We start from the raw sequence: 25,633 nt of genomic DNA, 5'->3' as shown, positions 1-25,633 counted from the left end.
ACCGCGCCCCTTTAGGACTGAACAATTAACTGACGGCGCTTTCCTCCATCAGCGCATCATCCAGGCGATTGGCCCGTCTGGCCGCCTCGCGCCCTTCGCAGCGCTCAACGTAGGCGGTAAACGCCGGGCGCGGGTCGATGTTTTTCATCATCATTTCCCAGCCCAGGTAGCTCGACATGACCAGGTCGGCCGTGGTGAAACTGTCGCCACACAGGTAGGGCTGCGCCGTCAGTGTTTTCTCGAGCGTATTGATCGCGTCCTCGATGTGACCGCAGCCAATAGCGACAGCACACTCGTCATCAATCGGCCATTTATAGGCCTTGGCACTGGTTGCCATTTCAAACGGCCCCGCCGCAAAAAACAGCCAACGGTAATAACTTGCACGCGCCGGGCTATCGAGCGCGGGGGCCAGGCCGCTGTCCGGGAACTGTTCCGCCAGATAGGTGCAGATCGCCACGGTTTCCGTAATCACAGCGCCCTTATGGGTCAGGGTGGGTACTTTACCCATCGGGTTGAGCTTGAGGTATTCCGGTGACTTGATGCTGCCGCCAAATTCCATTACTTCCACCGAATAGGGCTGGCCCACCTCTTCCAGCATCCAGCGAACTACGCGGCCACGGGATTGCGGATTGGTGTACAGGGTCATGGTATTCATCGTCTTTGCTCCTTGATTATCATCATTCACAGATTGAATTCCGGGCGCGCGCTCCAGCCACTCCAACGCCACGCCACCGACTTTACGCCCTAAATAGGCTGGAACCCGTCCTAGTTATGGTTCATCATTGCCTGGTGTCGAATAGGGAGAAAAGAACACCCATGTCAGGTCCCACTACCCGCGTGCTGGCACTGCTGGAGCTGCTCCAGGCTCGAGGCCGACTCTCTGGCGCCGAAATCGCCGAACAACTCGACGTGGATCGACGCACCGTGCGTCGCTACATATCGGTACTCGAAGAGTTGGGCATTCCCGTGACCACCGAGCAAGGCCGTTACGGGGGCTATATGCTGGTCCCCGGGTTCAAGCTGCCCCCACTGATGTTTACTGAGGCAGAAGCGCAGGTCATTACCCTGGCGCTGCTCGCCATGCGTGAACATGACCTCCTTGAAGATGACGTCGCCCTGGCGAGCGTACAGGCCAAACTTGAGCGTGTGATGCCGACGCACCTTAAAGCGCAGGTTCAGGCCATCGGCACCACGACACAATTGATTCGCCCCAACCAGGCGTCGAACCATCGGCAATTGCTCGACCTGACACAAGCGACTCAGGCCCGTCAGAACGTCAGCATGACCTATCAATCACCTCAGGGCGATCGCATGCAACGTCAGCTCAACCCCTACGGTCTGGTGTTTCGCGCGGGCTACTGGTATGTGAGTGGCTACTGTCACCTGCGCCAGGCCTTGCGTTCCTTTCGGCTCGACCGGCTATCCGGTATCACCCTTTTGGACAGGGTGTTTGAGCGACCCGCCAATTTTAATGCTGCCCGCCATTTGCAAGACAGTTTGAGCTGCGCCCGGCGCCGTTACCCGGTCAGCGTACTCCTGCACACAGACATTGGAAAAGTGACGGCGTGTATGAGCGATATGGAGGCGATGCTCGATCGCCAGGATAACGGCACCCTGCTGACCACCAGCACCGACAGTTATTGTTGGTTCGCGTGGTGGCTGACACAGCTGCCGTTCGAGTTCACCATTCAGTCACCCGATGCCCTGAAAGACGCACTGAAGGAACATATTCAGCGGCTGCTCAGGGCCCTGTAACGGATTGCGCGCCACAATCTGTCAGAATCCTTAACACCCTCCAACAAAAGCATTTCTGCCTGGCACGCTTTCCCTTTATAAAACAACCGCTTCCGCAGTGCCGGGAATAGGTCTTGCTTTACGCATTGTCCCGCCAGCAGGTATTCGGCCGCACTCAGTCACCAAGGAGAAAGTCATGTATGGGTATCGCTCACTCGCTGCACTCACGTTTTTCTGTATCGCGTTTCTTGCCGCCTGTGGTGGCAGCTCATCGGGTGGCGGCCAGCCAACTCTCGACGAAATCTCTTATCACCTGGTAGCAACAACTCTGGATTTTGGGGCCTATGCTCCACCGGCACCGGAGAACGAGGGCGATCCTCAGGCGATGTCATTGATGGTGGTGCCTGACCAGCAGGTGGACTGCACAGGAGGGGGAACGGCATTTTTCAGCTACGAGCTCAGTGAAATTGACCCCAACGACACGGATATGTCGGCGGAGTACAACCAGTGTGTGTACGACTACGGCGCGCTAACCAATCGAACACATGGACATTACACACAAGTTCGACAAGCCCCCCGGACGGGCTATGACAGCACGTACCGCTACACCATGGATCAGTTTGAATCGCGTTTCACCCGCGGCGACAACTATTTCTCTCAAGTGATGCACGGCACCCAAGTCGGCTCATTTTCCGGCAACCTGCGCCACCACTACGAAGCCGATCTGAGCGTTGATTATGATTACCGGTGTAACGATCTTGCGGAAAACTACAGGACCCAGTTCACCACGGTAACCACCCTCGAGATGGAGGGTGGCGGCATGACTTATGAAAGCAACGGCACCATCAACTACAGCGGCCACCGGGAGATCGACGGCCAATTCACGGTTGAGACATTGGAACCGCTGTATATGGAAGTTATCAATCAGCAGCCGGTCAGCGGCCGTATGCGCCTAAGTGATCAGGCGGGCAACTCGACCACGATAGAATACGTGGAGGGTGGTGTCTATATCAACGGTAATTTCTACACCATAGCGGAGTTGGAGGCGCTGTATACCAGCAGCGTTCATACTGCCTACATGTGCGTCTATTTCGGCGTTATTCCCGGGGATGGCGGCAGCAATGGTGGTGGACTGGGTGACGATGAAGGTATCAATGTGCTGATCAATGGTGAACCGCCGCTTGCGAATGCGATGACGGTGTCAACGGCGCATTACCACGAGCAAAACAACCACCTATCTCTTCTGCGTCAGGACATGACGTCCTCAACAGAGGTACAGCTTATTTCACTATCACTATCCGGCATCACAGGACCCGGCACCTACGAACTCACTCCGTTCGGTAGTGGGTTCGGCGACGGGACATTCTCTTTCAATTATGCCTCCTACGCCAAATCCATTGACGGACAGGCGGCAATATGGAGCACCTACATCGAGGGCGGCGGCGGTTCTATCACGATCGACACCTTGACCGACAATCGCGTTAGCGGCTCGTTTCAGTTGGTCGCAATGCCCGACAACAGCGGGGGCTCGACCGCCGAGGCGACGGGTACGGTGACTATGGAGGGGAGTTTCGACCTCGCGGTGCAGCGTCTCGACTGAGTGATACGTACGTTCAGTTTTGGTGCCTCAGTGTCGGATTACGGCCTGCGGCCTAATCCGACCTACTCAAACAATGGCTCCTCTTCTCATGTAGGTCGGGTTAGCCCACAGGGCGTAACCCGACGCGATACCCTAAGGGCTAGAAATCGAACCTCATGCCCACCCCAAAGTAGCGGCCTTCATCGCGGACATCCTGCTCATAGTGCCGGGTTTCGTCAATCTGCACATAGTTGCGGAACGGCTCCGCCAGAAGGTTGCCAACGTCAGCATAGACATTGATATGTTTGTTGACCTGGTAGCCGAAGTGCAGGGCCAGCCGGTCGCGGGAGCGGGTTTTGTTCCCCGTAAATCCGCCGCCCTCCATTGTCTGCCCGTACCAGTTGATCCAGGGTGAACGGTAGTTATAGGACAGGCGCGTGGTAAAGGCACCGTCTTCATAGAAGACCGCCGCGTTGTACGTCCACTCAGACAGGCCTATCAGTTCAACGTACTCACCAAAGTTGCCCTCACCATCAGGCTCCCGGTTTTTGCCGTCCATGTAGGTGGTATTCGCCATGACCCCGATGTTGCTCCAGGCTCCCGGCAAAAAGTCCAAAAAGGTCTGTACATTGAGTTCATACCCGGTGATCGACCCCTCCCCGGCATTCTCGGGCCGACTGAGTTGGACAGTGCCATACTCAGGATCCTCGATGCGGCGGGTGTAATGATTGGTGAAGCCGAACAGATCCCGATAGAAAGCGGCCAGACTCACGTACCCGGAGTCTGAGAAATAATACTCGATACTCAGGTCGTAGTTGTCCGAGGTGAGCGGTTCGAGATCCGGGTTCCCCGCCGAGCCAAAAGCATCAATTTCCGACTCAGGTGCGTTCGGGTTTTCCGGGCCGGTACTTACGACCTGATCAATCCGCATGGCCGGATTGAGGGCCGCAAACTCGGGGCGTGTTCGGGTTTGCGTAAAACCGGCTCTGACCTGAACTTTATCGGTCAACTTGGCGCGCAAGCTGAAATTCGGCAAGACGTCAACATAACTGGCCTCTCGCTCTCTCGGCTCGTAGCGCGTCTCCCCCTCAAAGGTCACCGCCGAGACGCCGGCATAGGTGCCCTCGGTCTGAACCACCCGAACGCCGAGTAGACCATCGAAATCCACGCCTCCCAGCTCGAAGAAGTAGCGCCCCTGCAGATAAGCGGCATAGGACTGCTCTTCCGCCAAAAATGCTGTGTTCGGATCGACCGCAACGGGGTCGTTAGCCCAGCGTTCACGGTCCCGCGCCTGCCATTCATAGTCGAGTTCATCCAATGCTGCTCGTGACAGATCACGCAACGCCTGACGGTTGCGAATCACACTGGCTCTGGACGGCGCCAGGTAGGAGCGAAAAGCCTGGGCATCGCCCCGGAAGGGGTTGGTGGTCGAAACGATGTCAACCGGCAGGTCGGCCAGCGGTGTGGCCAGGTCCAGGGTCCATGCATAGCGCCCGCCGTCCTCGAGAGTCGCATCCCGGTCCGTGATTCTGAACCCCATATCCAGTCGCTGCAGGATCGGCCAGTCAGTGTGATAGCGGGTGTCGAATCGCCACTCAAAACCCTCACCCGATGTCATAAAGCTTCTTTCCCAGTAACCTCGCCACCGGTAGTTGTCCTGCTCCAGCATATCCACGCCACTAATGCCAAACGCGGCGCCACCGCCGGTATTGAAGTCTGCATTGATTTCCGGTGGCTGGTTCAAGGCGAAATCCAGGCTCCACTCATCCATGTTATAGCGGCTTTTGGTGTAGGAAAGGTCGGTATTGAGCTCCCAACGCCCTCGCTGCCAGTTGACGCCCAAAGCTGCATGGTAGGTGTTGGTATAGTCATTTCGGGTGGAGCGGAAACCTTCAGGAGGAATGCCGCCGTTCTTCACGACACTTTTGACTTGCGTATCGTCGGTGCCCTCAACCATGACGATGTCGGTAAGCACCGGGTCGCCATGCTCATGATGCCATCCGGTCAGGTTGGCATTGATATGGTCGGTAAACAATTCGCCCCTGTAGCCCTGGTAAATGCCGTCAAAGTAAACCTCCAGCTCGTCATTGGGGCGCCACTGAAGGGCGATGTTGCCGGAGGGCCGATAGCGCTTTCCGCCATCGTTATGCAGACCGACAATGTCGGGCAGGATAAAACCGCCTTCACTGTACTGTTCTTGCTCAATATCCCAGTGAGGCTGTGCTTCGACATAGTGGGTCCCGGCGAAGCGCACGCCGTTGTAGAAGCTGTACTGCGTCCGCGACACGTTACCCAGAAAGCCAAACTCGCCGGCACCGGTTGCCCACCGATTGGAATACAGGAAGTTGCCGCTTGGATTGAATTCTTCGTTCTGGTCGTTGTAGGCGCCGTGGACGCCACCGGCAACCTTCTGGCCGTCGAAGTCAAAGGGGCGACGGGTGCGAACATTGACCAATCCGGCCAGGCCCGGCTCGACAATATTGGCGGTGCCTGACTTGTAAACATCAATCCCGGCCAAGGCAGCGGCGGGAAAATCCTGGAGTTGTACGCGACGCAGTTCAGCGGTAAAGATTTCGCGCCCATTGTAGGTTGTGGTGACGTCGGGGAGCCCTCTGACCAGCACACCCGTTACTTCGTCGCCGGCACGGGTTACCTGAACCCCTGCCAGTCGGGCCACACTTTCGGCAGCGGTACGGTCGGGCAACTTACCGATGTCCTCCGCCACCACGGCATCGATAATCGCCTCGGACTCTGCTTTCAGGTCTTGGGCGCGGCTGAGACTTTGACGGATCCCGGTGACAACCACCTCCTCCACCGCCAGCTCGGGCGCATCGGGCGCTTGTCCGTAGACGTGGGGGGATACTGCAGCCAGCGCTAAAGCCAGCGGAGTCAGGGACAGATGAAAAGGTCTTTTGTCCTTCATAAAAAACTCCAACACGATCTTATGTTTTATTATTTGCCCGGGCAGCACGCAGGCCGCTAGCGACGCACTCAGCGGTCGCCGGAAGTGATGTAAGCGATAACTCCGGGTTCGAAGAAAGTTCCCTTGGGCCCTCTGCCACACGGGTTTGAGCGAAAAGACCAAGAGGGTGGCAAGATTAAATCAATCAAAACAGTATTACAATAACATTATAATACAAATATAAAGATATCTTTACAGCTTGCTTGGGGGCCGGAATATTTTTGCCGGGTTACGGCTGCATCTAACCCGGCCTGCTGGGCCCAGCAGTGGGCACTCGCGCAGGCCTCCATCGCGACAGTGCAGGGCTCCAATGTTTCCAGTTGATCAAGCAACTGCTTGCGGCGCAACTTGCGCCGCACTGGAAAAAACGCTACTGTCGCCCCTGCTGTGAATTCATATTCACGCTCATCGTTTCTTAGCCATAAGGAGGCGCTTAGTGGCGAAGACAGAGTGGGACAAAATGATCAGCGGTGAGCTTTACGATCCCTTTGACAAGGTGCTTGCGCAAGCGCGAAAGCGGGCGCGGGATCTGTGCCAGGATCTGAATGCGACCCGGGAGAGCGAAGGTAAAAGCCGCCGCAAGATTCTCAGGGAGTTGATGGGTAAAGGCGGCAACACTGTCTGGATGCAGCCGCCGTTTTATTGTGACTACGGCTGCAATATTTTTCTGGGTAAGCGGGTATTTTTCAATTTTAATTGTGTGGTCCTGGATGTGGCGCCGGTCACCATTGGCGACCATACCCTGTTTGGCCCGGCGGTGCAGATTTACACCGCGACCCACCCCTTTGACCCCGAACTGCGCCGTGAGCAAGAGTATGCAAAACCCATCACCATTGGTTCGGATGTGTGGGTGGGCGGTGGAGCGATTATTTGCCCCGGGGTCACCATCGGGTCCCGGTCAGTGATTGGCGCCGGGAGTGTGGTAACGAGGGATATTCCTGAAGGGGTGTTTGCGGCAGGCAATCCGTGCCGGGTCATTCGCGAGATCACCGACGACGATAAGGCGAATCGGTAGGTTGTAAGTTCGGCATAGATTTATTGAAGTGCGGTGCCTCAGGTGTCGGATTACGCGCTACGCGCTAATCCGACCTACTGGAAACAGAGTGCCGTTGGTCGAGTAGGTCGGATTAGCCGCAGGCGTAATCCGACAAAAATACACCCAACCCCTATCAGAGCGTCACTGTTTGAGTAGGTCGGATTAGCCCCAAAGGGGCGTAATCCGACACTGTGGCACATTGCTGTTACTCGGCGCGCAATAAGCGTACGCCATAAAACCCGCCGGCGATGGAACCGGGTTTGGCCTGAAAGCGCACGGTCAGCCTTCCTTCAGGTGCGGTTTCGACCCATTCGCTCGGAATCGGATAATCCACGGTATAGAAGCTGTCGCCGTAGCCTTCCTCTAGCGCCACTTCCGCCAACAACTCGCCGTTGATCAGAATCTCAAATTCGCGTCCGGCGTCCAGACCATAATAGGTAATACGCAGCACGCGAGCTTCGCGCTCGGGATCATTCAACTCATAGCTGAACCAGCCCTCCGCGTGGCGCCAATGGCGCCCCTGATGCACACCCGCTTCCGTGCGCTCGCCGCGGAAGTAGTGATCGGCTTCCGGCTGCTGTTCACCCGGAGCGACCTGGTCGACGGTGCGCGCATCCAGGGCCCGGCGCTGGGCTTCATCCCGTGCGCGGGCCTCGCGCAGTTCCGCCAGGCGATTGGGTGTAGAAAAGGGCCAGTACACCACGTAGCGGGAATCGTGCAGGCGAAAGAAGGGTATCAACTCCAAATTGTCGCGCCCGACATTATCAATCAGCCCCGGTGCCCGAAAGGTCAGCGATTGACCGGGGACTGGCTCCATCTGATCGAGAAAATCCGGATTTTCGGCCACAAATGCCGGCCACTGCTCAGTCGGACACATTTCACCGCTGGCAATGTGACCCATGCGCGAGTCATCCGCGACCAGATTCAAGCGCTCACCGGGAAACGGCTGGGTTTTTGCGGCCAGCACCAACGGACCGTAGAGCACGGCATAATAGTCGCTCTGATCCGGCATCTGCTCTTTGTGCAAATGCATGGGCGCCAGGAGCTCGACCGTGTCGCCCTGCTGCCACTGGCGCTCAAGGGTCACGTACTCACCCGGTGGGGTATCGACAGCCTGTGCGTCGCCATTGATGGTCACCTGTAACTGCCCGGCTTCTACCCACGCCGGGTAGCGCACCTTGAGCGCACGCTCGCTATCGGCGTCAAAGCGAATACGCACGGATTCATCATCGGGAAATACGGTGTCCATGGTCAGGGCGACACCCTGCGCCTGCGCATTCAGGCGCGACGGGATAAACAGGTTGACGTAAACCGCGTCATCGCTGTAGCCGTAAATCAGCTCGCCGTATTTCACATGATTTTCAATGCCGGAACCAACACAGCACCACATGGCCTTTTGCGAGTGTGAATAGGTACGGTAGTGACTCGGGCGCATGGAGGTGAAGTACACCAACCCTCCGTGCTCCGGATGCTGGCTGGAAAGTATATGGTTGTAAAGCGCGCGCTCGTAGTAGGTCATATAGCGATAGTCACCCGTGCTCTCAAACAGATAACGGGCGAGCTTGAGCATATTGTAGGTGTTGCACGTCTCCGGCCCTTCCGGGTCAGTGATCATAGCTGTGAAGTCATCCTTCGGATGAAAGTGTTCCCGTACACTGTTGCCACCAATAGCGACCGTGCGATGGTTGATCACGGTGTCGAAAAAGAACGCTGAGGCCCGATCCCAATCCTCATCACCCGCAACATCCGCGACCCGCTTGTAACCCACCACTTTGGGAATTTGGGTGTTGGCGTGAAGACCGGTGAGCTGGTCGCGCTCTTCCAATAACGGGTCGAGAATCAGGTGCTGAGAAAACTGTCGAGCGAGCTTGAGGTGCTCGGGATTGCCGGTGATCGCGGCCAAATCGGCAAACACTTCGTTCATGCCCCCGTGCTCCGTGCGCAGCATGGTCTGAATCTCATCGTCGCTCAGGTCTGCCACCAGGGCCTGAGTCCAATCGGTGAGCTTGAGCAACATGTCCAGTGCCCGGTCCTGACCGGCATAACGATAGGCGTCGAGCAGGCCTGCATAGACCTTGTGCAGGTTGTACCAGGGCACCCACTTGCCGTTGAGGGAGAACAGGTCCGCATCGATATTGCCCGCGGCGACCTGCTCCCAGGTCGCTTCACCGCCAGGTACACCGCCGATATAACCGTTGCCATTGGCCTTCTGTGCGGCGTCCAGTTGGTCGAGGGCATAGTTGAGCCGGCGCAGGGCCTCTTCATCACCGGTGGAGGCATATAGCAATGAGAGCGCGGTGAGGTAGTGACCGCCAATATGCCCGTCCAGACCATCCCCTTCCCAGTTGCCGTAAGTCGGTGCCTTGGTGGGCAGCCCGGCTTCGCGCAGGTAGGGGGACATGAGTTTGTCGGCATCCAGGGACATGATGTAGTCCCGCCCGCGTTGTTCAGCGTGTTTGAAGGGGCTGTCGAGCAGGCGCACGGTAGACAGGTGGAAGCTGTTGACCTGTGGCTTGGTGGCAGCCTGGGGCTCGGGTTTTGACGTCTGGGTACAGGCCGTGCCGACGCAGAGGGCGATGGCGGCGATCAGGAGTTTTTTCATGAGGTTACCGTTTTGGGTCCGGTTTATTGATTGTTTTTCGGTTCTGGCATCCGAGTGTTGGTTTTGGGGGTGGCGGTTTTTTAAGGATTTCAGGTTTTAGGGTTTTGTCGAGATTGGGTGCCTCAGGTGTCGGATTACGCGCTTCGCGCTAATCCGACCTACGCGATACACCGTACCATTGCTCAAGTAGGTCGGATTAGCGCGAAGCGCGTAATCCGACAATCCAGCACCCAACCCAAACATCGCACCACTGCTCAAGTAGGTCGGATTAGCCGCTAGGCGTAATCCGACAATCCAGCACCCAACCCGAACATCGCACCACCGCTCGAGTAGGTCGGATTAGCGCGAAGCGCGTAATCCGACACTGAGGCAGCGGACTTTACTACCGCCAAAGGCTCAGCCTTCAATTACCGATGGCTTACCGAACACCGGGAAACCCTGATCGTCCCAACGGATCGGTTTGATAAACGTGTGGCGATCCGGGTTCCACAGGGGGTCGCCCTCGATCTCGGTGTAGGTACGGGCGTGGTACACCAGCATATCGGTCTTGCCGTCTTCCGCTACGGTAAAGCTGCTGTGGCCCGGGCCGTAAATGCCGTGCTCGTAGCAGGTCTGGAACACCGGTTCTTTGGCTTTGTGCCAGCTCTTGGGATCGAGCAGGTCGGCATCTTCGTCGGCCCAGAGCAGGCCCATGCAGTAGTTCTCGTCAGTGGCACTGGCCGAGTAGGTGATAAAGATTTTGCCATTGCGGTTCAGCACCGCCGGACCTTCGTTGACCCAGAAACCGCGAATTTCCCACTCATATTCGGGGATCGTCAGGCGCACCGGCTCACCCTCAATCTCAGTGGGCGTTTTCATCGGAGCGATATACAGGTTGGAGTTGCCTTTAATACCCTCCTCCTTCTGCGCCCACACGTAATAAAGCACGCCCTTGTGGGTAAAGGTGGTGGCATCCAGGCAGAAGGTATCCATACCTGTATCAATCTGCCCGGCGAATTCCCACTTGCCCTCAACCGGGTTGGCGTCTGTGCATTTGAGCGCGTACATCCGGTGCTGGAACAGGTCGTTTTTGATTTCACGACTCGGTGCCGCCGCAAAGTATACGTACCAGGCGCCCTGATTGAAGTGGATTTCCGGCGCCCAGATCAGATCGCTGTAGGGGCCTTCATCCGGCTTGGTCCACACCATGACCGGCTCGGCATCCGCCAGCCCAGCGATGGTCTTCGCCCGACGCAGCTCGACGCCCGTGTAGGACGGCACCGACCCGGTGAAGTAGTAATAGCCATCCGTGTGCTTGTACACAAACGGATCAGCGCGTTGTTCGATCGTAGGTTTTAGCAGTTCCACAATTCTCTCCTGCAATTACAGCGGTTGTTCGTTCAGGTAGTCTTCTTCAAGACCGGACTTGGGCTTGGCCTCGCCGGGACGGCTACCGATGGTGTGCGGGTGTTTAGCCTGCATGTCCACATAGAATTTATCGGTAATCTTGTATTTGAACATGGCCAGGCCCATCAGGGTATGGAACAGCCCTGGTATCACCGTCAACATCAGCGCAATACCGGTCATGGCAAAAGCGGTCTGCTCCTGGCCAGCCTGATAGCCAAAGAAAGTCAGTAGCATGCCGACCAGGAAGCCCGCGATACCCGCTCCGGCTTTCTGGGCAAACGAGATCCCACCAAAGGCCAGCCCCGAAACCCGATCCCGATTTTTGACATGACCGTAGTCGACCGCTTCGGCAATCGCGGACCAGAATACCGGCGCGTGCAAGTCCACCACAAAGGACAAGAGGATATAGAGCACGAACGCCATCCAGATATCGCCGGGCGATACCGCAAAGAACATCAGCACACTGAGTATACCGACCATGATCTGCGACCAGCGGAAAAGTTGCACTTTGCAGTATTTCTTGGTGAACCAGGTAGAGGCCACCATCGCGACGATGGACGCAGCGATGCCGGCGCTGGTAAACGTTGCCGCCAGCTTTTCGGTACCGCCCAAGTAGTAGATCGCATAGTAAAAGGCGACACTGCCACGCAACGCATAACCGATGGTGCCCAGCACACACACCGCCACCAGAACCAGCCACTGATCATTCTTCAGCAGCAACTTGAGTTGGCTCATCAAGGGCTTGTCATCGACAATATGCTCAACCCGCTCCTTGGTCGTAAAAAAGCAGAACAGCAATAAAGCAGTCCCCACTAGAGACATTAGACCCATCGCCAACTGGTAGCCCTTAGCGGAATCGCCACCACCCCAGATGCCCGCCAACCAGGGAACCGAGGCAACAATAATGACATTGGCTATTTTGGCAAAGAACATCCGATAGCCATTGGCCGACAACCGCTCCTTCGGGTCGCCCGTCAAAACACCAATGTAGGAGATATAGGGAATCGCGATCCCGGTAAACATCAGTGTTGCGAATAAGTAGGTTACATACGCCCATACCAGCTTGCCGTTATAGCTCAGATCGGGCGTGGTAAACAGCAGGAAAACGGCAAAGCCGTAGGGTACAGCCAGATACAGAAAATACGGCCGGAAGCGGCCAAAGCGGGTTTTAACCCGGTCGGTCACCAGACCCATCAGGGGGTCACTAAAGGCATCAATAAAACGCGCCGCCAAAAACAGGATACCCACATGAGCGGGTTTCAGCCCGAAAATATCGGTGTAGAAATACTGCATGAAGTAGAACATCGCCGCGATCATGACGTTGACTGACATATCGCCCGCGCCGAAGCCGACTTTCTCTACCACCGTAAGTTTTTGCGATTGAGTGGCCATTATTATCGTTACCCTTTACTGCATGAAACAAAAGGGAGTCCGCCGTGGCGGACTCCCTGCTTAACCTTGATTACACGCCCTGCTTGAGGTGGTAATAGGCTGCATTGTGACGCAATTGTTGTTTGAAGTCCCGCAGGCGGGTGTCTTCATCAATGACCACCAGCTCGACGCCAGCCATCTCGGCGAAATCTTCCACCTGATCGATGGTCACCGCCTGGCTGTAGGCACTGTGGTGGGCACCGCCGCCCAGAATCCAGGCAGCTGCGCCCACCTCCATATTCGGCATGGGCTCCCACAGGGCTTTTGCTACGGGCAGTTTCGGGGTTTCCTTGGGCGGCTCAACGGTGTTCACCTTGTTCACCAACAGGCGCAGGCGGTTGCCCATGTCGACGCAGGTGATGTTGAGCGCGGGGCCAGGCTCGCCGGTAAAGATCAGGCGGGCAATGTCCGCGCGACAACCGATGGTGTGCAAGGCCACTTCCACACGCGGTTTGGCCGAGGCGATGGTGGGGCAAACCTCGAGCATGTGTGCACCCAGCACCAGGTTCTGGTCGCCGAAGTTGTAGGTGTAATCTTCCATAAAGGAGGTACCACCGGCACGGCCTTGGGCCATCACTTTGGTGATGCGCACCAGCGCCGCGGTTTTCCAGTCGCCTTCACCGCCGTAGCCGTAGCCTTCCTGCATCAGGCGCTGGGTGGCCAGGCCCGGCAGGTTGGTAATACCGTGCAGATCTTCAAAGGTGTTGGAGAAGGCTTTAAAGCCGCCGTCGTCCAGGAATCGACGCATGCCCAATTCCAGACGCGCCTCGTTTTTCAGGCACTCCAGTTGGTGTGCATCTTTGAGCAAGGCTTCGGAAACGGTGTATTCCTGACGGTAGAGATCCAGTTGGGCATCGATGTCGCCCGCGCTCACGGCGTTGACCACTTGTGCCAGATCGCCCAGGCCGTAGCCGTGAACTTCATAGCCAAACGCCAACTGTGCGGCAACCTTGTCACCTTCAGTCACGGCCACCTGACGCATGTTGTCGCCGAAGCGGGCCACGCGCAGGTTTTGACTTTCATGCCAGGCCACGGCAACGCGCGACCAGTTGTCGATCTGGTTCTTGACCGCTTCGCTGTCCCAGTGACCCACAACCACACGCCGCTCGAGGCGCATACGCGCACCGATGTAACCGAACTCCCGATCGCCGTGGGCGCTCTGGTGCAGGTTCATGTAGTCCATGTTGATGGAGTCCCAGGGCAGGGCCGCATTGAACTGGGTGTGCAGGTGCAGGAAGGGCTTGTTCAGCACCTGCAGGCCGGAGATCCACATTTTCGCCGGCGAGAAGGTGTGCATCCACAGGATCACACCCACGCACTGGGGCGCACTGTTGGCTTCCAGGCAAACTGCGAGAATTTCAGCCGGGGTTTTGACTGTATCTTTGGCCACGATTTTGACCGGAATTTGCGGGGCGCCGTCCAGACCGGCGGCAATTTTTGCGCTGTCCTGGGCCACTTGCTCAAGCACGGCGGGGCCATACAGGTTTTGGGAGCCGGTAATCAGCCAGACTTCTTTATCTGCATACACTTTCATGAATTTCACCTTCAACTGTTCAGTGGTAGCCCGGTGATACCGAGTAATCGCTACTGCTTATGTTTAATTGGATTGCCCGTAATAGGCGTCTTTGCCATGCTTGCGCAGGTAATGCTTGTCCACGATGGCTTGCTTGAGCGGCTGGACCCCCTGGTTGAGGGTCCGCGTCAGGTAAGCCATCTTGGCCATCTCTTCGAGAATCACCGCGTGATACACGGATTGCGCGGCGTCTTTACCCCAGGTAAACGGCGCGTGCCCCGCGATAATCGCCATCGGCGTTTCCACCGGGCTGCGATCCTTGAAGCAATCGGTGATCTGCACACCGGTTTCCTCTTCGTAATCCCTCTCGATCTGGTCGTCACTCATCACCGCTGTGCAGGGAATATCCCCGTAGGCGTAGTCCGCGTGAGTGGTGCCGTAGCAGGGAATCGACTGCTGAGCCTGAGCCCAGGCCGTGGCGTAGGTCGAGTGGGTGTGAGTCACGCCACCGATATCGGCAAAGTGCCGATACAGGTGGGTATGGGTTTTGGTATCCGAGGACGGCCGCAACTTGCCTTCAACCACGGTGTTCTCCAGGTCGACCACAACGATGTCATCCACGGTCAACGCCTCGTAGGCAACGCCGCTGGGCTTGATCGCTACCACACCTTGGGCGCGGTCAATCTGGGAGACATTGCCCCAGGTGTACACCACCAGGTTGCGGTGGTGCAGCTCCATGTTGGCTTCGAACACCTGCTCTTTCAGTTCGCGATAGCTCATGCACGGCCTCCATCAACATAAGCACCCAAGGCCTGGTACTTGGCGTAGAGGGTGTCGTAAGTGGCTTTCATGTCCGGGTTCGGGGTGTAGGTTTTGCTCACCGGTGAGGCCATGACTTTTTGCGCACTGGCCACATCCGGATGAGCACCGCCGACCACCGAGGCGAAAATTGCCGCCCCCAAGGCACAACTCTGTTCACTTTCGAGTACATCCACCGGGCAACCCCAGATGTCGGCACAGGTCTGCATGATGAAGTCGGACTTTTTCGAAATGCCTCCGATACCGATCACCGAGTTCACCGCAACGCCCTCTTCGCGAAAACGCTCAATGATGGCGCGGGCACCAAAGGCGGTAGCCTCCACCAGAGCACGAAAGACTTCCGCAGCGCCGCTGCCCATTTTCAGGCCGGCGATGGCACCGCTCACGGTCTGATCCGCATCCGGCGTGCGCCGACCATTGACCCAATCGAGGGCGGTCAGGCCGTTGGCACCGGGGGGCAACTGGCTGGCTGTGTCGCCGAGCAGCCGCAGCGTGTTGTCTTCAATCTCTTCAATCAATTTTTGCGCGGTTGCACTGTCCACCGTCGAGGTGCCCGCCAACACCTGCGCTGCAGGTCCGTTGACCAGCTTGCGGAACCAGGCGTAAAGATCGCCAAAGGCCGACTGCCCCGCTTCCAGCCCGACCATGCCCGGCAGCACCGAGCCGTCGACCTGCCCGCAGATGCCGCGAATGCATTTGTCGGCAATGTCCTCGTAGCTGGCCACGGTGATATCGCACGTCGAGGTGCCCATCACCTTGGTGAGTGCGCCCGGCTGGACGTTGGCCGCCACGGCGCCCATGTGGCAGTCGAAAGCGCTGAAGCCTACGGGCGTGCCCACCGGCAGGCCCAGTTTTTGCGCCCACTCGGTGGTCAATGGGCCCACACTCTGATCCGCCGTAAAGGTATCCGCGGGCAGGCGATCGCGCAGCCCGTCGAGCAGCGGGTCAATACCGGTAAAGAAATCGTTCGGGGGGTAACCGCCCCAACTCTCATGCCACATGACTTTATGGCCCGCGGCACAACGGCTGGCGCGGAAGCTATCCGGATGCGTGGTGCCGGTCACAATGGCGGTCATCCAGTCGCAGTGCTCGACCCAGGTATGCGCTGCCGCCACGACGTCCGCGTCGGCACGCAGCACGTGCAATGCTTTGGCCCAGAACCACTCGGATGAGTAGATGCCGCCTTCGTACTTCAGGTAATTTTCGTCGGCCTGTTCGGCGGCGGCAGTAATTTCCTGCGCCTCTTTAACCGCGGTGTGATCTTTCCAGAGCACAAACATGGCGTTGGGGTTGTCGGCAAATTCCGGCTTGAGCGCCAGCGCCTGCCCCTCGGCATCGACAGCGACAGGCGTCGAGCCGGTGGTATCAAAGCTCATGCCGATAACCTGCTGTGCGGCACCGGCAGGCGCCTTGCTCCACAGCCCGTTGACGACCTGTTCGAGACTTTCGACATAGTCGAGCGGGTGCTGACGGAACTGATCCTTGGCCGGTTCGCAATAAAGGCCCTGCTTCCAGCGAGGGTAATAGACCACGTCGGTGGCCACCTCGGTACCGGTTTCAACATCGACCAGGAGAGCCCTCACAGAGTCCGAGCCATAGTCCAGGCCCAGGGCATAAGACGCCATAAATACCACCTTATTCATGTATTGATCTGTCACGCGCAGACTTGCGTTTAAGGCCGCAAGCTTATTTGCGCTATTGTATTATAATATTATCGGGACAGGAAGCGGTTTGTCAATGCCAGAGCCCGTTAAGAAGCGTGAATACTGCTTGCCGCATCGATCGGGCGGCACGCTGAAAACCAGTGCGTACGCGGGCTTACGCCGCGCTGTGCGCTACACCCAGCCGCCATCGACGATAAAGTGCTGGGCGGTGCAAAGGCGGCTATCGTCTGACGCAAGAAACAGTGCCATGGCACTGATATCCTCCGGCATAACGGCGGCTTTCAGACACTGACTGGCGCGAATCCCCTTCACCGCGCTGGCGTCTATCAGTGTCTCCACCTGACGATCGGTCATCACCCAACCGGGCACCAGTGTGTTGACCCGAATGCCGTCGCTGCCCATATCCCGGGCGAGACCGCGAGTAAGGCCCTCAATCGCCGCTTTGGCGCTGGTGTAACCGGGCATCCCCCCTTGGGAGGCGTACCAGCTCATGGAGCCCAGATTGATAATCGCACCGCCGCCGAGCTCACACATGTGGGAGTAAACCGCCTGGGAAGCGAAGAAATGGTGGCGCAGGTTGACCGCCATGCGCTCATCCCAGTACGCCACCGTGACATCGCGAAAATCGTGACGAGCATCGTTGGCGGCGTTGTTGATCAACACCGACACGGGGCCACACACCTCCTTGACCCGGGCAATGGTGTCCCGCAAGGCGTCTATGTCGAGCAGGTCGCAATGGTAGTAGCGCGGCGACAGGTCGACCTCACCGGCCAGTGACTCCGCCAACGCCCAACCTTCGTCGTCGCGAACATCAATAAAAGCGACGTGCGCCCCCTGGCGCGCAAATGATTCCACGAGGTTGGCGCCAATCCCGGTGGCGCCTCCGGTAATCAAAACCGTTTTGCCTTTCAGGCTCGGGTAGACATTGCTCAGCGGCATGCAGCTCACTCCGGAGGGTAAAGAATCAGTGCGAATGGCCGGGGACGTCGGCGCCCCGACAACCCACTAAAAAGTCGAAATCACAGCCTTCATCGGCCTGGGTGACATGATCCAGGTAAAGGCGCATATAACCGGTCAAGGGCGGCGCGGGCGCAACCAGCTCGCCCATCCGTTCGGCCAGGGTCTGATCGGAGACCTCCAGCTCCAGCTCGCCCGTGCTCGCGTCCACGCGAATCATGTCACCATCGCGCACGGCGGCCAGCGGCCCCAGCTCCCGGGACTCTGGGGTGACGTGGAGCACCACAGTGCCGTAGGCGGTGCCACTCATGCGCGCATCCGTGACCCGGAGCATATCGGTCACTCCCTTCTTGAGTAACTTCGGCGGCAGGCCGATATTGCCGACTTCGGCCATACCCGGGTAACCCTTGGGCCCGCAGTTACGCAACACCAGGACGCTGTTCTCATCCACATCCAGGTCCGGGTCATCGATTCGGGCCTTATAGTCCTCGAACGAATCGAACACCAGCGCCCGTCCCCGGTGCCGCATCAATGCCGGCGTGGCCGATGACGGCTTGAGCACCGCACCGCGTGGCGCCAGGTTGCCTTTGAGCACGCAGATGCCACCATTGGCACATAGCGGATTATCCAGCGGGCGAATGACATCGTCGTTATAGCAGGGAGCCTCGCGGTTGTTCTCCCACAGGGTCTTGCCGTTCACCGTGAGCGCTTCCTTGTGCAACAGCCCGGCATCCCCCATGCGCTTGAGCACCGCGGGCAAGCCCCCAGCGTAGTAGAACTCTTCCATCAGGTAGCGCCCGGAGGGTTGCAGATTGACCAGCGTGGGCACGTCTTTGCCGTAGGTCTGCCAGTCATCCATGCTCAGGGGCACGCCAACCCGCTGGGCGATGGCTTTCAGGTGTATCACCGCATTGGTGGAGCCGCCGATCACCGCATTGGTGCGGATGGCATTGATAAAGGCGTCACGGGTCAGCACTTTCGAGAGGCACAGGTTTTCATGAACCATGTCCACGATGCGCATCCCCGACAGATGAGCGAGCACACTGCGGCGCGAATCCACCGCCGGAATCGCGGCATTGTGCGGCAGTGAAACGCCCATCACCTCGGCCAGGCAGGCCATGGTGGACGCTGTCCCCATGGTATTGCAGGTGCCGGCAGAGCGGGACATGCCCGCCTCGGCATCGAGGAAGTCCTGAAGGCTGATACGGCCGGCTTTGTAGTCTTCGTGCATGGTCCACACCAGGGTGCCCGAGCCCACGTCCCGGCCGTGGTGTTTGCCATTGAGCATCGGGCCACCGGTGACTACGATGGCGGGCACATCACAGCTCGCCGCTCCCATAAGCAACGCGGGGGTGGTCTTGTCGCAGCCGGCCATCAGCACGACGCCGTCGATGGGGTTGCCGCGGATCGACTCTTCCACATCCATCGCCGCCAGATTGCGGGTGAGCATCGCCGTGGGCCGCAAGTTGGACTCGCCGCTGGAGAATACCGGGAACTCGACCGGCACACCGCCGGCTTCGATAATGCCCCGGCGGACTTTGTCCGCCAGCTCGCGGAAGTGTGCGTTGCAGGGCGTCAGCTCGGACCAGGTGTTACAGATCCCGATCACCGGACGACCACAGAAGTGATGCTCGGGAATCCCCTGATTTTTCATCCAACTGCGGTACATAAAGCCGTTTTTGTCCTTGAGGCCAAACCATTGCGCAGACCGGAGCGGGTGCTTGGGCGTTTTGGGGTTATCCGCCATGAATGCCACCTTTGTTATTGTGAGTCAGTCGGCGCTTGGCTCAGCACCAAATGTAATATAATATAACCCCAGAGTTTGGTGAACTCAACGATTAAATCCGACTTTGGGCCCTCAATTGACGCTCAAACTCACTAACAGGAGCGTACTGGCGACAATTGTCGCTCTTCTTCGGTGAAAATGGGTCGGCAAGCAGCAAACGAGGAACATTATTATATTACAATTATCACCTAAAACCCGTACCCGTTTTGATCAGGTGCTGGACGCACTCGGCAAGGATATTGTCGCGGGCCTCTACCCGGAAGGCACCCGCCTGCCCCTGGAGGCGGAGCTGTGCGAGAACTTTGGCATCAGCCGCCCGGTACTGCGCGAAGCCACCAAAGCCCTGGGCGCCAAGGGTATGCTCTGCGCCAAACCCCGAGTGGGACTGCAGGTGCAGGCCCGTGCGCGCTGGAATCTGCTCGATCATCAGGTCTTGAGCTGGATGATTGAAGCCATGCCAGTCGCAGATTTCGACGGCTTGCTGCTCGGGGTGCAAGGCGTGGTGCTGCCCGAATGCGCAGCTCAGGCGGCGCACCGGGCGACCGGGCAGGATTGTGAACAATTGGAATCAGCGCTTGAGGTGATCGAGCGGGAACGGGAACAGGCACCCTTACTGGACGCCTACGAACGCTTCCATGAAACGCTATTGGCATTGTCCACTAACGAGCTGCTGGCGCACATTGGTCACACCCTGCTGACGGCTCAGGTATCGGCCTTGCGCGGACGGGAGGATTGGTTGGACGGGCTGGGATGCGATCATCATCGTCCGTTATATGCGGCCATCAGCGCGCGCGACACCGAGGCCTCGCGCCGGGCATCGAGCGCGCTGCTACGCGCCCAACACCCACCCGCCTAAGATGCCGAATTCCGCTGGCGTACCGCCTCAAACAGACAGACGCCAGTAGCCACCGAGACATTGAGGCTGCTGACGCTGCCCGCCATGGGGATGCTGATCAGGTGGTCGCAGTGCTCCCGGGTCAGGCGCCGCAGGCCCTCCCCTTCTGCACCCATCACCAGCCCGATCGGGCCGGTCAACGCCATCTGATACAGGCTCTGCTCGGCCTCACCGGCTGCACCGACCAGCCAGACGCCGGCCATCTGTAACTGCTTCATGGTGCGCGCCAGATTGGTCACTGGAATAAACGGCACCACTTCAGCGGCGCCGCAGGCTACCTTGCGCGCCACCGGACTGAGCCCTGCCGACTTGTCTTTGGGCGCGATAACGGCATCCACACCCGCCGCCTCGGCGCTGCGCAAGCAGGCGCCGAGATTGTGAGGATCGGTGACGCCATCAAGGATCAGCAGAAACGGCGGCCGGTCGAGTTTTGTCAGCAGCGCTTCCAGATAACCCTCATCGTGGATCTCCCCTGGGGTGCACTCGGCCACGACGCCCTGATGATTTTCCCCATCACACAAGGCATCAAGGCGCGCGCGCGCAAGGGGCTTGACCGGCAGATCATTGACCTTGGCGAGGTTGAGAATTTTTTGCAGGCGCTGATCCTGACGCCCCTGTTGGGTATAGAGCGCCTGAACCCGTTGTGGGGCACTTTTAAGAACGGCCTGCACTGCGTGCAGACCGTAAACCGTGGTTAACTTACTCAAGATGATGTCCGATCCGAATCGTCGGGATCACCCCTGCGATGGAGGTCACGCAGGTTGGTGATCCAGCATTTACTTTTTCTTCGTAAAGCGAGCCAGCGCCTTTTTAACGCCAGACGCTGCCTTTGCAAAGACAGACTGTTTCTCAGGCGCCGCCGGCTTTTGCGTCGGTCGAACTGACGCAGACGACGACGGGCGTTGACGTGCCTTGCCATGTTTGCCATCGCTTGCTCCTCTGTCCGCTCGGCCTCGACCGGAGCGGCCACGTTTGTTCTGAGCGGGTTTGCCCTGACCTGACTTATCCTGCCCCGACTTGCCTTGACCGCCTTTGCCCTGTCCAGACTTGCCCTGTCCAGACTTGCCCTGTCCAGATTTTGCCTGACCAGACTTGCCTTGAGAGCCTTTGCCCTTACCTTTATTCGATTTGGCGGCTGGCTTATTACCGCTGGCGCGATTGGCCTGGATCACCGACTCCAATTCAAAGTCCACTTTACGACTGTCCAGGTCGACCCGCACCACGCGTACGGTCAGCTCGTCACTCAGGCCGAAGACCTGACGGGTGCGATCACCCACCAACCGGTGCTTGACCGGATCGAAGTGGTAGTAGTCAGACGGCAGCGCCGTGATGTGAACCAGGCCCTCGACGTACAGGTCTTTGAGCTCGACAAAGAGACCGAAGTTGGTCGCGGCGGTCACCACCCCCGGGAAGACTTCGCCCACCCGATCCATAAGGTACTCGCACTTGAGCCAACTGACCACGTCGCGGGTAGCTTCGTCAGCGCGCCGTTCGGCCACGGAGCAGTGATCACCGAGGCCCACCACCGATGCCGTGTCATACGGGTAGATAACATCTTTGGGCAACGGCTTGGCGCCTTCGACCCGGCGTACTTTGTCGCTCTGCCGGTCACTGCGAATCACCGAGCGGATTGCCCGGTGAACCATCAGGTCGGGGTAGCGGCGAATGGGCGAGGTAAAGTGGGCATAGGCGTCGTAGCCAAGGCCAAAGTGTCCCTTGTTCTCCACCTGATATACGGCCTGGCGCAGACTGCGCAGCATCACCATCTGAATGGTGTGGCTGTCCGGACGGTCTGCAATTTTCTGCATCAACGTCTGGTAGTCAGCGGATGAGGGCTGATCGCCACCGGGCAGATCCAGACCCAGCTCGCTCAAAAACTCCCGCACGCCGGCGAGGCGCTCTTCTGTGGGACCTTCGTGAACCCGGTAGAGACAGGGAATCTTGTGGCTGGCGAGAAAGTCTGCCGCACACACGTTGGCGCACAGCATCGCTTCTTCAATCAGCTTGTGCGCGTCGTTGCGACGCACCGGTACGATTTCCTCGATCTTGCGGGCATCGTTAAACACAATGCGCGTTTCGACGGTATCAAAATCGATCGCGCCGCGCTCATCGCGCGCTTTGCGCAGGCACTTGTACAGCCCGTGGAGCAGATGCACCTGGGGCAAGACGTGATTAAAGGTCTTGCGCATGGGGTGCTCATCGTCGCCATCATGCGCCAGTATTTCGCCCACCTGCGTGTAGGTCATACGCGCGTGAGAGTGTATGACCCCCTCAAAAAACTGGTAGCTGGTGACCTCACCCTGATTGTTGAGATTGGCTTCGCACACCAGACACAAACGGTCCACTTCCGGGTTGAGCGAACAGAGGCCGTTGGACAGCGCCTCGGGCAACATGGGCACCACATAGTCCGGGAAATAGACCGAGGTGGCCCGGCGCTGCGCTTCACGATCGAGCGGGCTCTCGCAGTGGACGTAGTGGGAGACATCGGCAATCGCGACGTAGAGCCGCCAGCCGTCTTTGCGCTTTTCACACAACACGGCGTCGTCAAAATCACGAGCGTCTTCGCCATCAATGGTAATAAAGGGCTTATCGCGCAAATCGACCCGGTGGACCTTATCCTCTTCCTGGACTTCGGGCGGAATGCCCTTGGCCTGATCGAGCACGGCTGCGGGCCAACTATTGGGGATGCCATGAACTTCGATCGCCAGGTCAATTTCCATGCCCGGCGCCATATGATCGCCCATCACACGGATGACTTTGCCCGCGACCCGGTGTTGTTTTTCCGGCTGCTGGGTAATGGCCACCACCACAATCTGGCCTTCCTGGGCGTCGCCTTCCGCGCCGGCAGGAATCAGAATGTCCTGGGTGACGCGGCTGTTTTCCGGCTGTACCAGTTGGATGCCCTGCTCGCGCACAAAGCGCCCGGCAATCTGCTCGGTATTGCGCTTGAGGACCTCAACGATCGCACCTTCTTCTTTACCTCGGTGGTTTTGGCCGCGCAGGCGTACCAAAACCTCGTCACCGTGAAAAACCCGGCGCATTTGGCGATTGTGTAAATAGATGTCAGCACCGCCGTCGGCGCGCTCAACAAACCCGAAGCCGTCCCGGTGGCCCAGCACCCGGCCGCGGATCAAATCAGTTTTATCCAGAGGCGCAAAATCGCCTTTGCGGTTACTCAGCAATTGGCCATCGCGGGCCATCGCGATCAGGCGGCGACGCACGGCTTCGACGCCGTCTTCGTCAGAAATCTTGAGCGCCTCGCACACAGCCGGGTGGCTCATGGGCCCCGGCGCTTTATCAAGCACCTCCAGCAGGTACTCCCGGCTGGGGATGGGATTTTCGTATTTTTCTGCCTCGCGCTCGAAATGCGGGTCCTGGAGGCGGGGGTCGTTCTTGGAATCAGTCAAAATGGTTATCCTGTTGCACTGCGATGATCGGTCAGGGGGATCCTGTTACCGGGAGTGTAGTCTCTGTCGCTCAAGGCTGCAGCCTGCCACGCGAGCTTATGGTTTCAGGCATGATTATAGGTGAATGCGGCCAATAAACCTACCCGCGCAAAAAAAATGGCCGAAGTTTATTGACAGTCTCCCGCCAGATCATTATAGTTCCGCCCCGTTGGCCGATGAGGCCAATGGCGACAACTCAGCAGACGCTGACCGCATGCCCAGGTGGTGAAATTGGTAGACACGCTAGCTTCAGGTGCTAGTGGCCGCAAGGCCGTGGAGGTTCAAGTCCTCTCCTGGGCACCATATTTAAGAAGGCAGAACCGAAAGGTTCTGCCTTTTTTATTGCCTGCTCGTTGAGAATCAGAGTCTTCTAACGCCACAGGAAAGTTGGGTGGCGTTTTGTCGGATTACGCCCTGCGGGCTAATCCGACCTACTGGGTACAGCGTGGCCCGGTTGGAGTAGGTCGGATTAGGCGAAGCCGTAATCCGACACTGAGGCACCGCGCCTCTCACGAGAGAGGAATCAGGCGCTGAAAGGGTCGCGCAGGACGATGGTCTCGACCCGGTCGGGACCGGTGGAGATGATGTCGATGGGCGTGACCAGGAGCTCTTCCAGACGCTGAATATAGGCACGAGCGTTGGCCGGCAGCTGATCGAGGCTGCGCGCACCCACGGTGGATTCGCTCCAGCCCGGCAGAGTTTCATACACCGGCTGAACATCCTCCCAACCTTCTGCGTCACAGGGAATACCCACGGTATTGCCCTGCCCATCCCGGTAGCCGACACAGATGTTGACCTCTTCCAGGCCGTCGAGTACGTCCAGCTTGGTCAGACAGATGCCGGAGATGCTGTTGATGCGCACCGCATGACGCACGGCCACCACATCAAACCAACCACAGCGACGCTTGCGCCCGGTGGTGGCCCCAAACTCGTGACCTTTCTCGCCCAGATACTGGCCCACACCGCAATCCAGCTCCGTCGGGAAGGGGCCCGAGCCCACGCGGGTAGTGTAGGCCTTGGTGATACCCAGCACGTAATCCAGGTACAGCGGACCAAAGCCCGAGCCGGTAGCGGTGCCGCCAGCGGTGGTATTGGAAGAGGTCACAAACGGGTAGGTACCGTGGTCGATATCCAGGAGCGAGCCCTGGGCACCCTCGAACAGAATGTCGTCGCCGCGCTCCCGCCCGGTGTGCAGCATATCGGTGACATCGGCAATCAGCGGACGCAGCTCCTCCGCCCAAACCTTGGCCTCTTCAAGCACCTGACTATAGTCCAGCGCCTCGGTTTTGAAATACTGGGTCAGAATGAAGTTGTGATACTCCAGCACTTCCTTGAGCTTGGTGGCGAAACGATCCATGTTGTGGATATCGCCCAGGCGCAGGCCGCGACGCGCCACTTTATCTTCATAGGCGGGACCGATGCCGCGCCCGGTGGTACCAATTTTGGCATCGCCCTTGGAGACTTCGCGCGCCTGATCCAGCGCCACGTGGGATGGCAGAATCAGCGGGCAGGCGGGCGACAGGCGCAAGCGCTTGCGCACCGGAATGTCGTTGGCTTCCAGCTCTGCCATCTCTTTCAGCAGTGCCTCGGGCGAGAGCACCACACCGTTGCCAATCAGGCAAGTCACACCGTCGCGCAAAATCCCGGAGGGGATCAGGTGCAGAACGGTTTTTTTGCCGTCGATCACGAGCGTGTGGCCCGCGTTATGGCCGCCCTGGAAGCGAGCCACCAGCGACACGCGCTCGGTCAGCAGGTCGACGATTTTACCCTTGCCTTCGTCACCCCACTGGGTGCCCAAAATCACAACATTCTTGCCCATGCTT

17 protein-coding genes, 1 tRNA gene and 1 pseudogene are annotated in these 25,633 nt (G+C 58.3%); 5 read left to right on the top strand and 14 right to left on the bottom strand.

Annotated features, from left to right (window positions below; all coding sequences use genetic code 11):
* Positions 1 to 25 precede the first annotated feature (25 nt).
* A complete protein-coding gene (locus DKW72_RS13005) occupies positions 26 to 655 on the bottom strand; it encodes a glutathione S-transferase family protein (RefSeq protein WP_111642815.1) in 630 nt (209 codons plus the stop codon).
* Between the two features lie 161 nt (positions 656 to 816).
* On the opposite strand from DKW72_RS13005, the gene DKW72_RS13000 reads away from it, so the two are divergent.
* A complete protein-coding gene (locus tag DKW72_RS13000; RefSeq protein ID WP_111642814.1) occupies positions 817 to 1,755 on the top strand; it encodes a helix-turn-helix transcriptional regulator in 939 nt (312 codons plus the stop codon).
* A gap of 175 nt (positions 1,756 to 1,930) precedes the next feature.
* Complete coding sequence (locus tag DKW72_RS12995; protein WP_111642813.1) at positions 1,931 to 3,334, top strand: DUF6252 family protein; 1,404 nt, start codon at positions 1,931 to 1,933, stop codon at positions 3,332 to 3,334.
* Between the two features lie 139 nt (positions 3,335 to 3,473).
* Here the strand turns inward: DKW72_RS12995 and DKW72_RS12990 are convergent, their stop codons facing one another.
* Entirely contained in the window at positions 3,474 to 6,236 is a 2,763-nt protein-coding gene (locus DKW72_RS12990; RefSeq protein WP_111642812.1) for a TonB-dependent receptor, read from the bottom strand.
* Between the two features lie 290 nt (positions 6,237 to 6,526).
* Positions 6,527 to 6,631 (bottom strand): annotated as a pseudogene (locus tag DKW72_RS16600) (IS110 family transposase); the annotation flags it as partial.
* An 80-nt stretch (positions 6,632 to 6,711) separates the two neighbouring features.
* Between DKW72_RS16600 and DKW72_RS12980 the strand changes: the two are divergent.
* Positions 6,712 to 7,290 carry a sugar O-acetyltransferase gene (locus tag DKW72_RS12980; protein WP_232522403.1) on the top strand — a complete coding sequence of 193 codons (579 nt, stop codon included), beginning with the start codon at positions 6,712 to 6,714 and terminating at the stop codon, positions 7,288 to 7,290.
* A 226-nt stretch (positions 7,291 to 7,516) separates the two neighbouring features.
* Here DKW72_RS12980 and DKW72_RS12975 read toward each other — a convergent pair whose 3' ends face one another.
* The 8 genes from DKW72_RS12975 to DKW72_RS12940 all read right to left on the bottom strand — a co-directional run bounded on the left by DKW72_RS12975 (position 7,517) and on the right by DKW72_RS12940 (position 19,430).
* On the bottom strand, positions 7,517 to 9,913 hold the full coding sequence (locus DKW72_RS12975) for a glycoside hydrolase family 127 protein (protein WP_111642811.1): 2,397 nt from the start codon (positions 9,911 to 9,913) through the stop codon (positions 7,517 to 7,519).
* 396 nt (positions 9,914 to 10,309) lie between these two features.
* On the bottom strand, positions 10,310 to 11,260 hold the full coding sequence (locus DKW72_RS12970; RefSeq protein ID WP_111642810.1) for a glycoside hydrolase family 43 protein: 951 nt from the start codon (positions 11,258 to 11,260) through the stop codon (positions 10,310 to 10,312).
* A 15-nt stretch (positions 11,261 to 11,275) separates the two neighbouring features.
* Positions 11,276 to 12,691 (bottom strand): MFS transporter, encoded by a 1,416-nt coding sequence (locus DKW72_RS12965; RefSeq protein WP_111642809.1) that lies wholly within the window; start codon positions 12,689 to 12,691, stop codon positions 11,276 to 11,278.
* A 70-nt stretch (positions 12,692 to 12,761) separates the two neighbouring features.
* Complete coding sequence (gene araA, locus DKW72_RS12960; protein ID WP_111642808.1) at positions 12,762 to 14,264, bottom strand: L-arabinose isomerase; 1,503 nt, start codon at positions 14,262 to 14,264, stop codon at positions 12,762 to 12,764.
* A gap of 63 nt (positions 14,265 to 14,327) precedes the next feature.
* Positions 14,328 to 15,023 carry an L-ribulose-5-phosphate 4-epimerase gene (locus DKW72_RS12955; RefSeq protein WP_111642807.1) on the bottom strand — a complete coding sequence of 232 codons (696 nt, stop codon included), beginning with the start codon at positions 15,021 to 15,023 and terminating at the stop codon, positions 14,328 to 14,330.
* Positions 15,020 to 16,705 carry a ribulokinase gene (locus DKW72_RS12950; protein WP_111642806.1) on the bottom strand — a complete coding sequence of 562 codons (1,686 nt, stop codon included), beginning with the start codon at positions 16,703 to 16,705 and terminating at the stop codon, positions 15,020 to 15,022. Before DKW72_RS12950 ends, DKW72_RS12955 begins: the two co-directional genes overlap by 4 nt.
* A gap of 192 nt (positions 16,706 to 16,897) precedes the next feature.
* Positions 16,898 to 17,665, bottom strand: coding sequence for an SDR family NAD(P)-dependent oxidoreductase (locus DKW72_RS12945; protein WP_111642805.1), 768 nt, complete (start codon positions 17,663 to 17,665; stop codon positions 16,898 to 16,900).
* Positions 17,666 to 17,690: 25 nt separating this feature from the next.
* Positions 17,691 to 19,430 (bottom strand): IlvD/Edd family dehydratase, encoded by a 1,740-nt coding sequence (locus DKW72_RS12940; protein WP_111642804.1) that lies wholly within the window; start codon positions 19,428 to 19,430, stop codon positions 17,691 to 17,693.
* 253 nt (positions 19,431 to 19,683) lie between these two features.
* On the opposite strand from DKW72_RS12940, the gene DKW72_RS12935 reads away from it, so the two are divergent.
* Positions 19,684 to 20,325: a FadR/GntR family transcriptional regulator gene (locus DKW72_RS12935; protein WP_111642803.1), complete on the top strand. Its 642-nt coding sequence runs from the start codon at positions 19,684 to 19,686 to the stop codon at positions 20,323 to 20,325.
* On the opposite strand, the gene rlmB is transcribed toward DKW72_RS12935, so the two are convergent.
* Positions 20,322 to 21,071: a 23S rRNA (guanosine(2251)-2'-O)-methyltransferase RlmB gene (gene rlmB / locus DKW72_RS12930; RefSeq protein WP_111642802.1), complete on the bottom strand. Its 750-nt coding sequence runs from the start codon at positions 21,069 to 21,071 to the stop codon at positions 20,322 to 20,324. The two genes, DKW72_RS12935 and rlmB, sit on opposite strands and share 4 nt — an antisense overlap.
* Before the next feature lie 69 nt (positions 21,072 to 21,140).
* Positions 21,141 to 23,771, bottom strand: coding sequence for a ribonuclease R (gene rnr / locus DKW72_RS12925; RefSeq protein ID WP_111642801.1), 2,631 nt, complete (start codon positions 23,769 to 23,771; stop codon positions 21,141 to 21,143).
* A gap of 255 nt (positions 23,772 to 24,026) precedes the next feature.
* Between rnr and DKW72_RS12920 the strand changes: the two genes are divergently transcribed.
* Positions 24,027 to 24,113 (top strand) — tRNA-Leu (locus DKW72_RS12920).
* A gap of 220 nt (positions 24,114 to 24,333) precedes the next feature.
* Here DKW72_RS12920 and DKW72_RS12915 read toward each other — a convergent pair.
* On the bottom strand, positions 24,334 to 25,629 hold the full coding sequence (locus tag DKW72_RS12915) for an adenylosuccinate synthase (protein ID WP_111642800.1): 1,296 nt from the start codon (positions 25,627 to 25,629) through the stop codon (positions 24,334 to 24,336).
* Positions 25,630 to 25,633: the final 4 nt, after the last annotated feature.

The sequence above is a fragment of the Marinimicrobium alkaliphilum genome (assembly GCF_003259155.1).
In the GTDB taxonomy this organism is placed as follows: Bacteria; Pseudomonadota; Gammaproteobacteria; order Pseudomonadales; family Cellvibrionaceae; genus Marinimicrobium_A; species Marinimicrobium_A alkaliphilum.
This window is presented reverse-complemented; position numbering and strand designations above follow the sequence as displayed.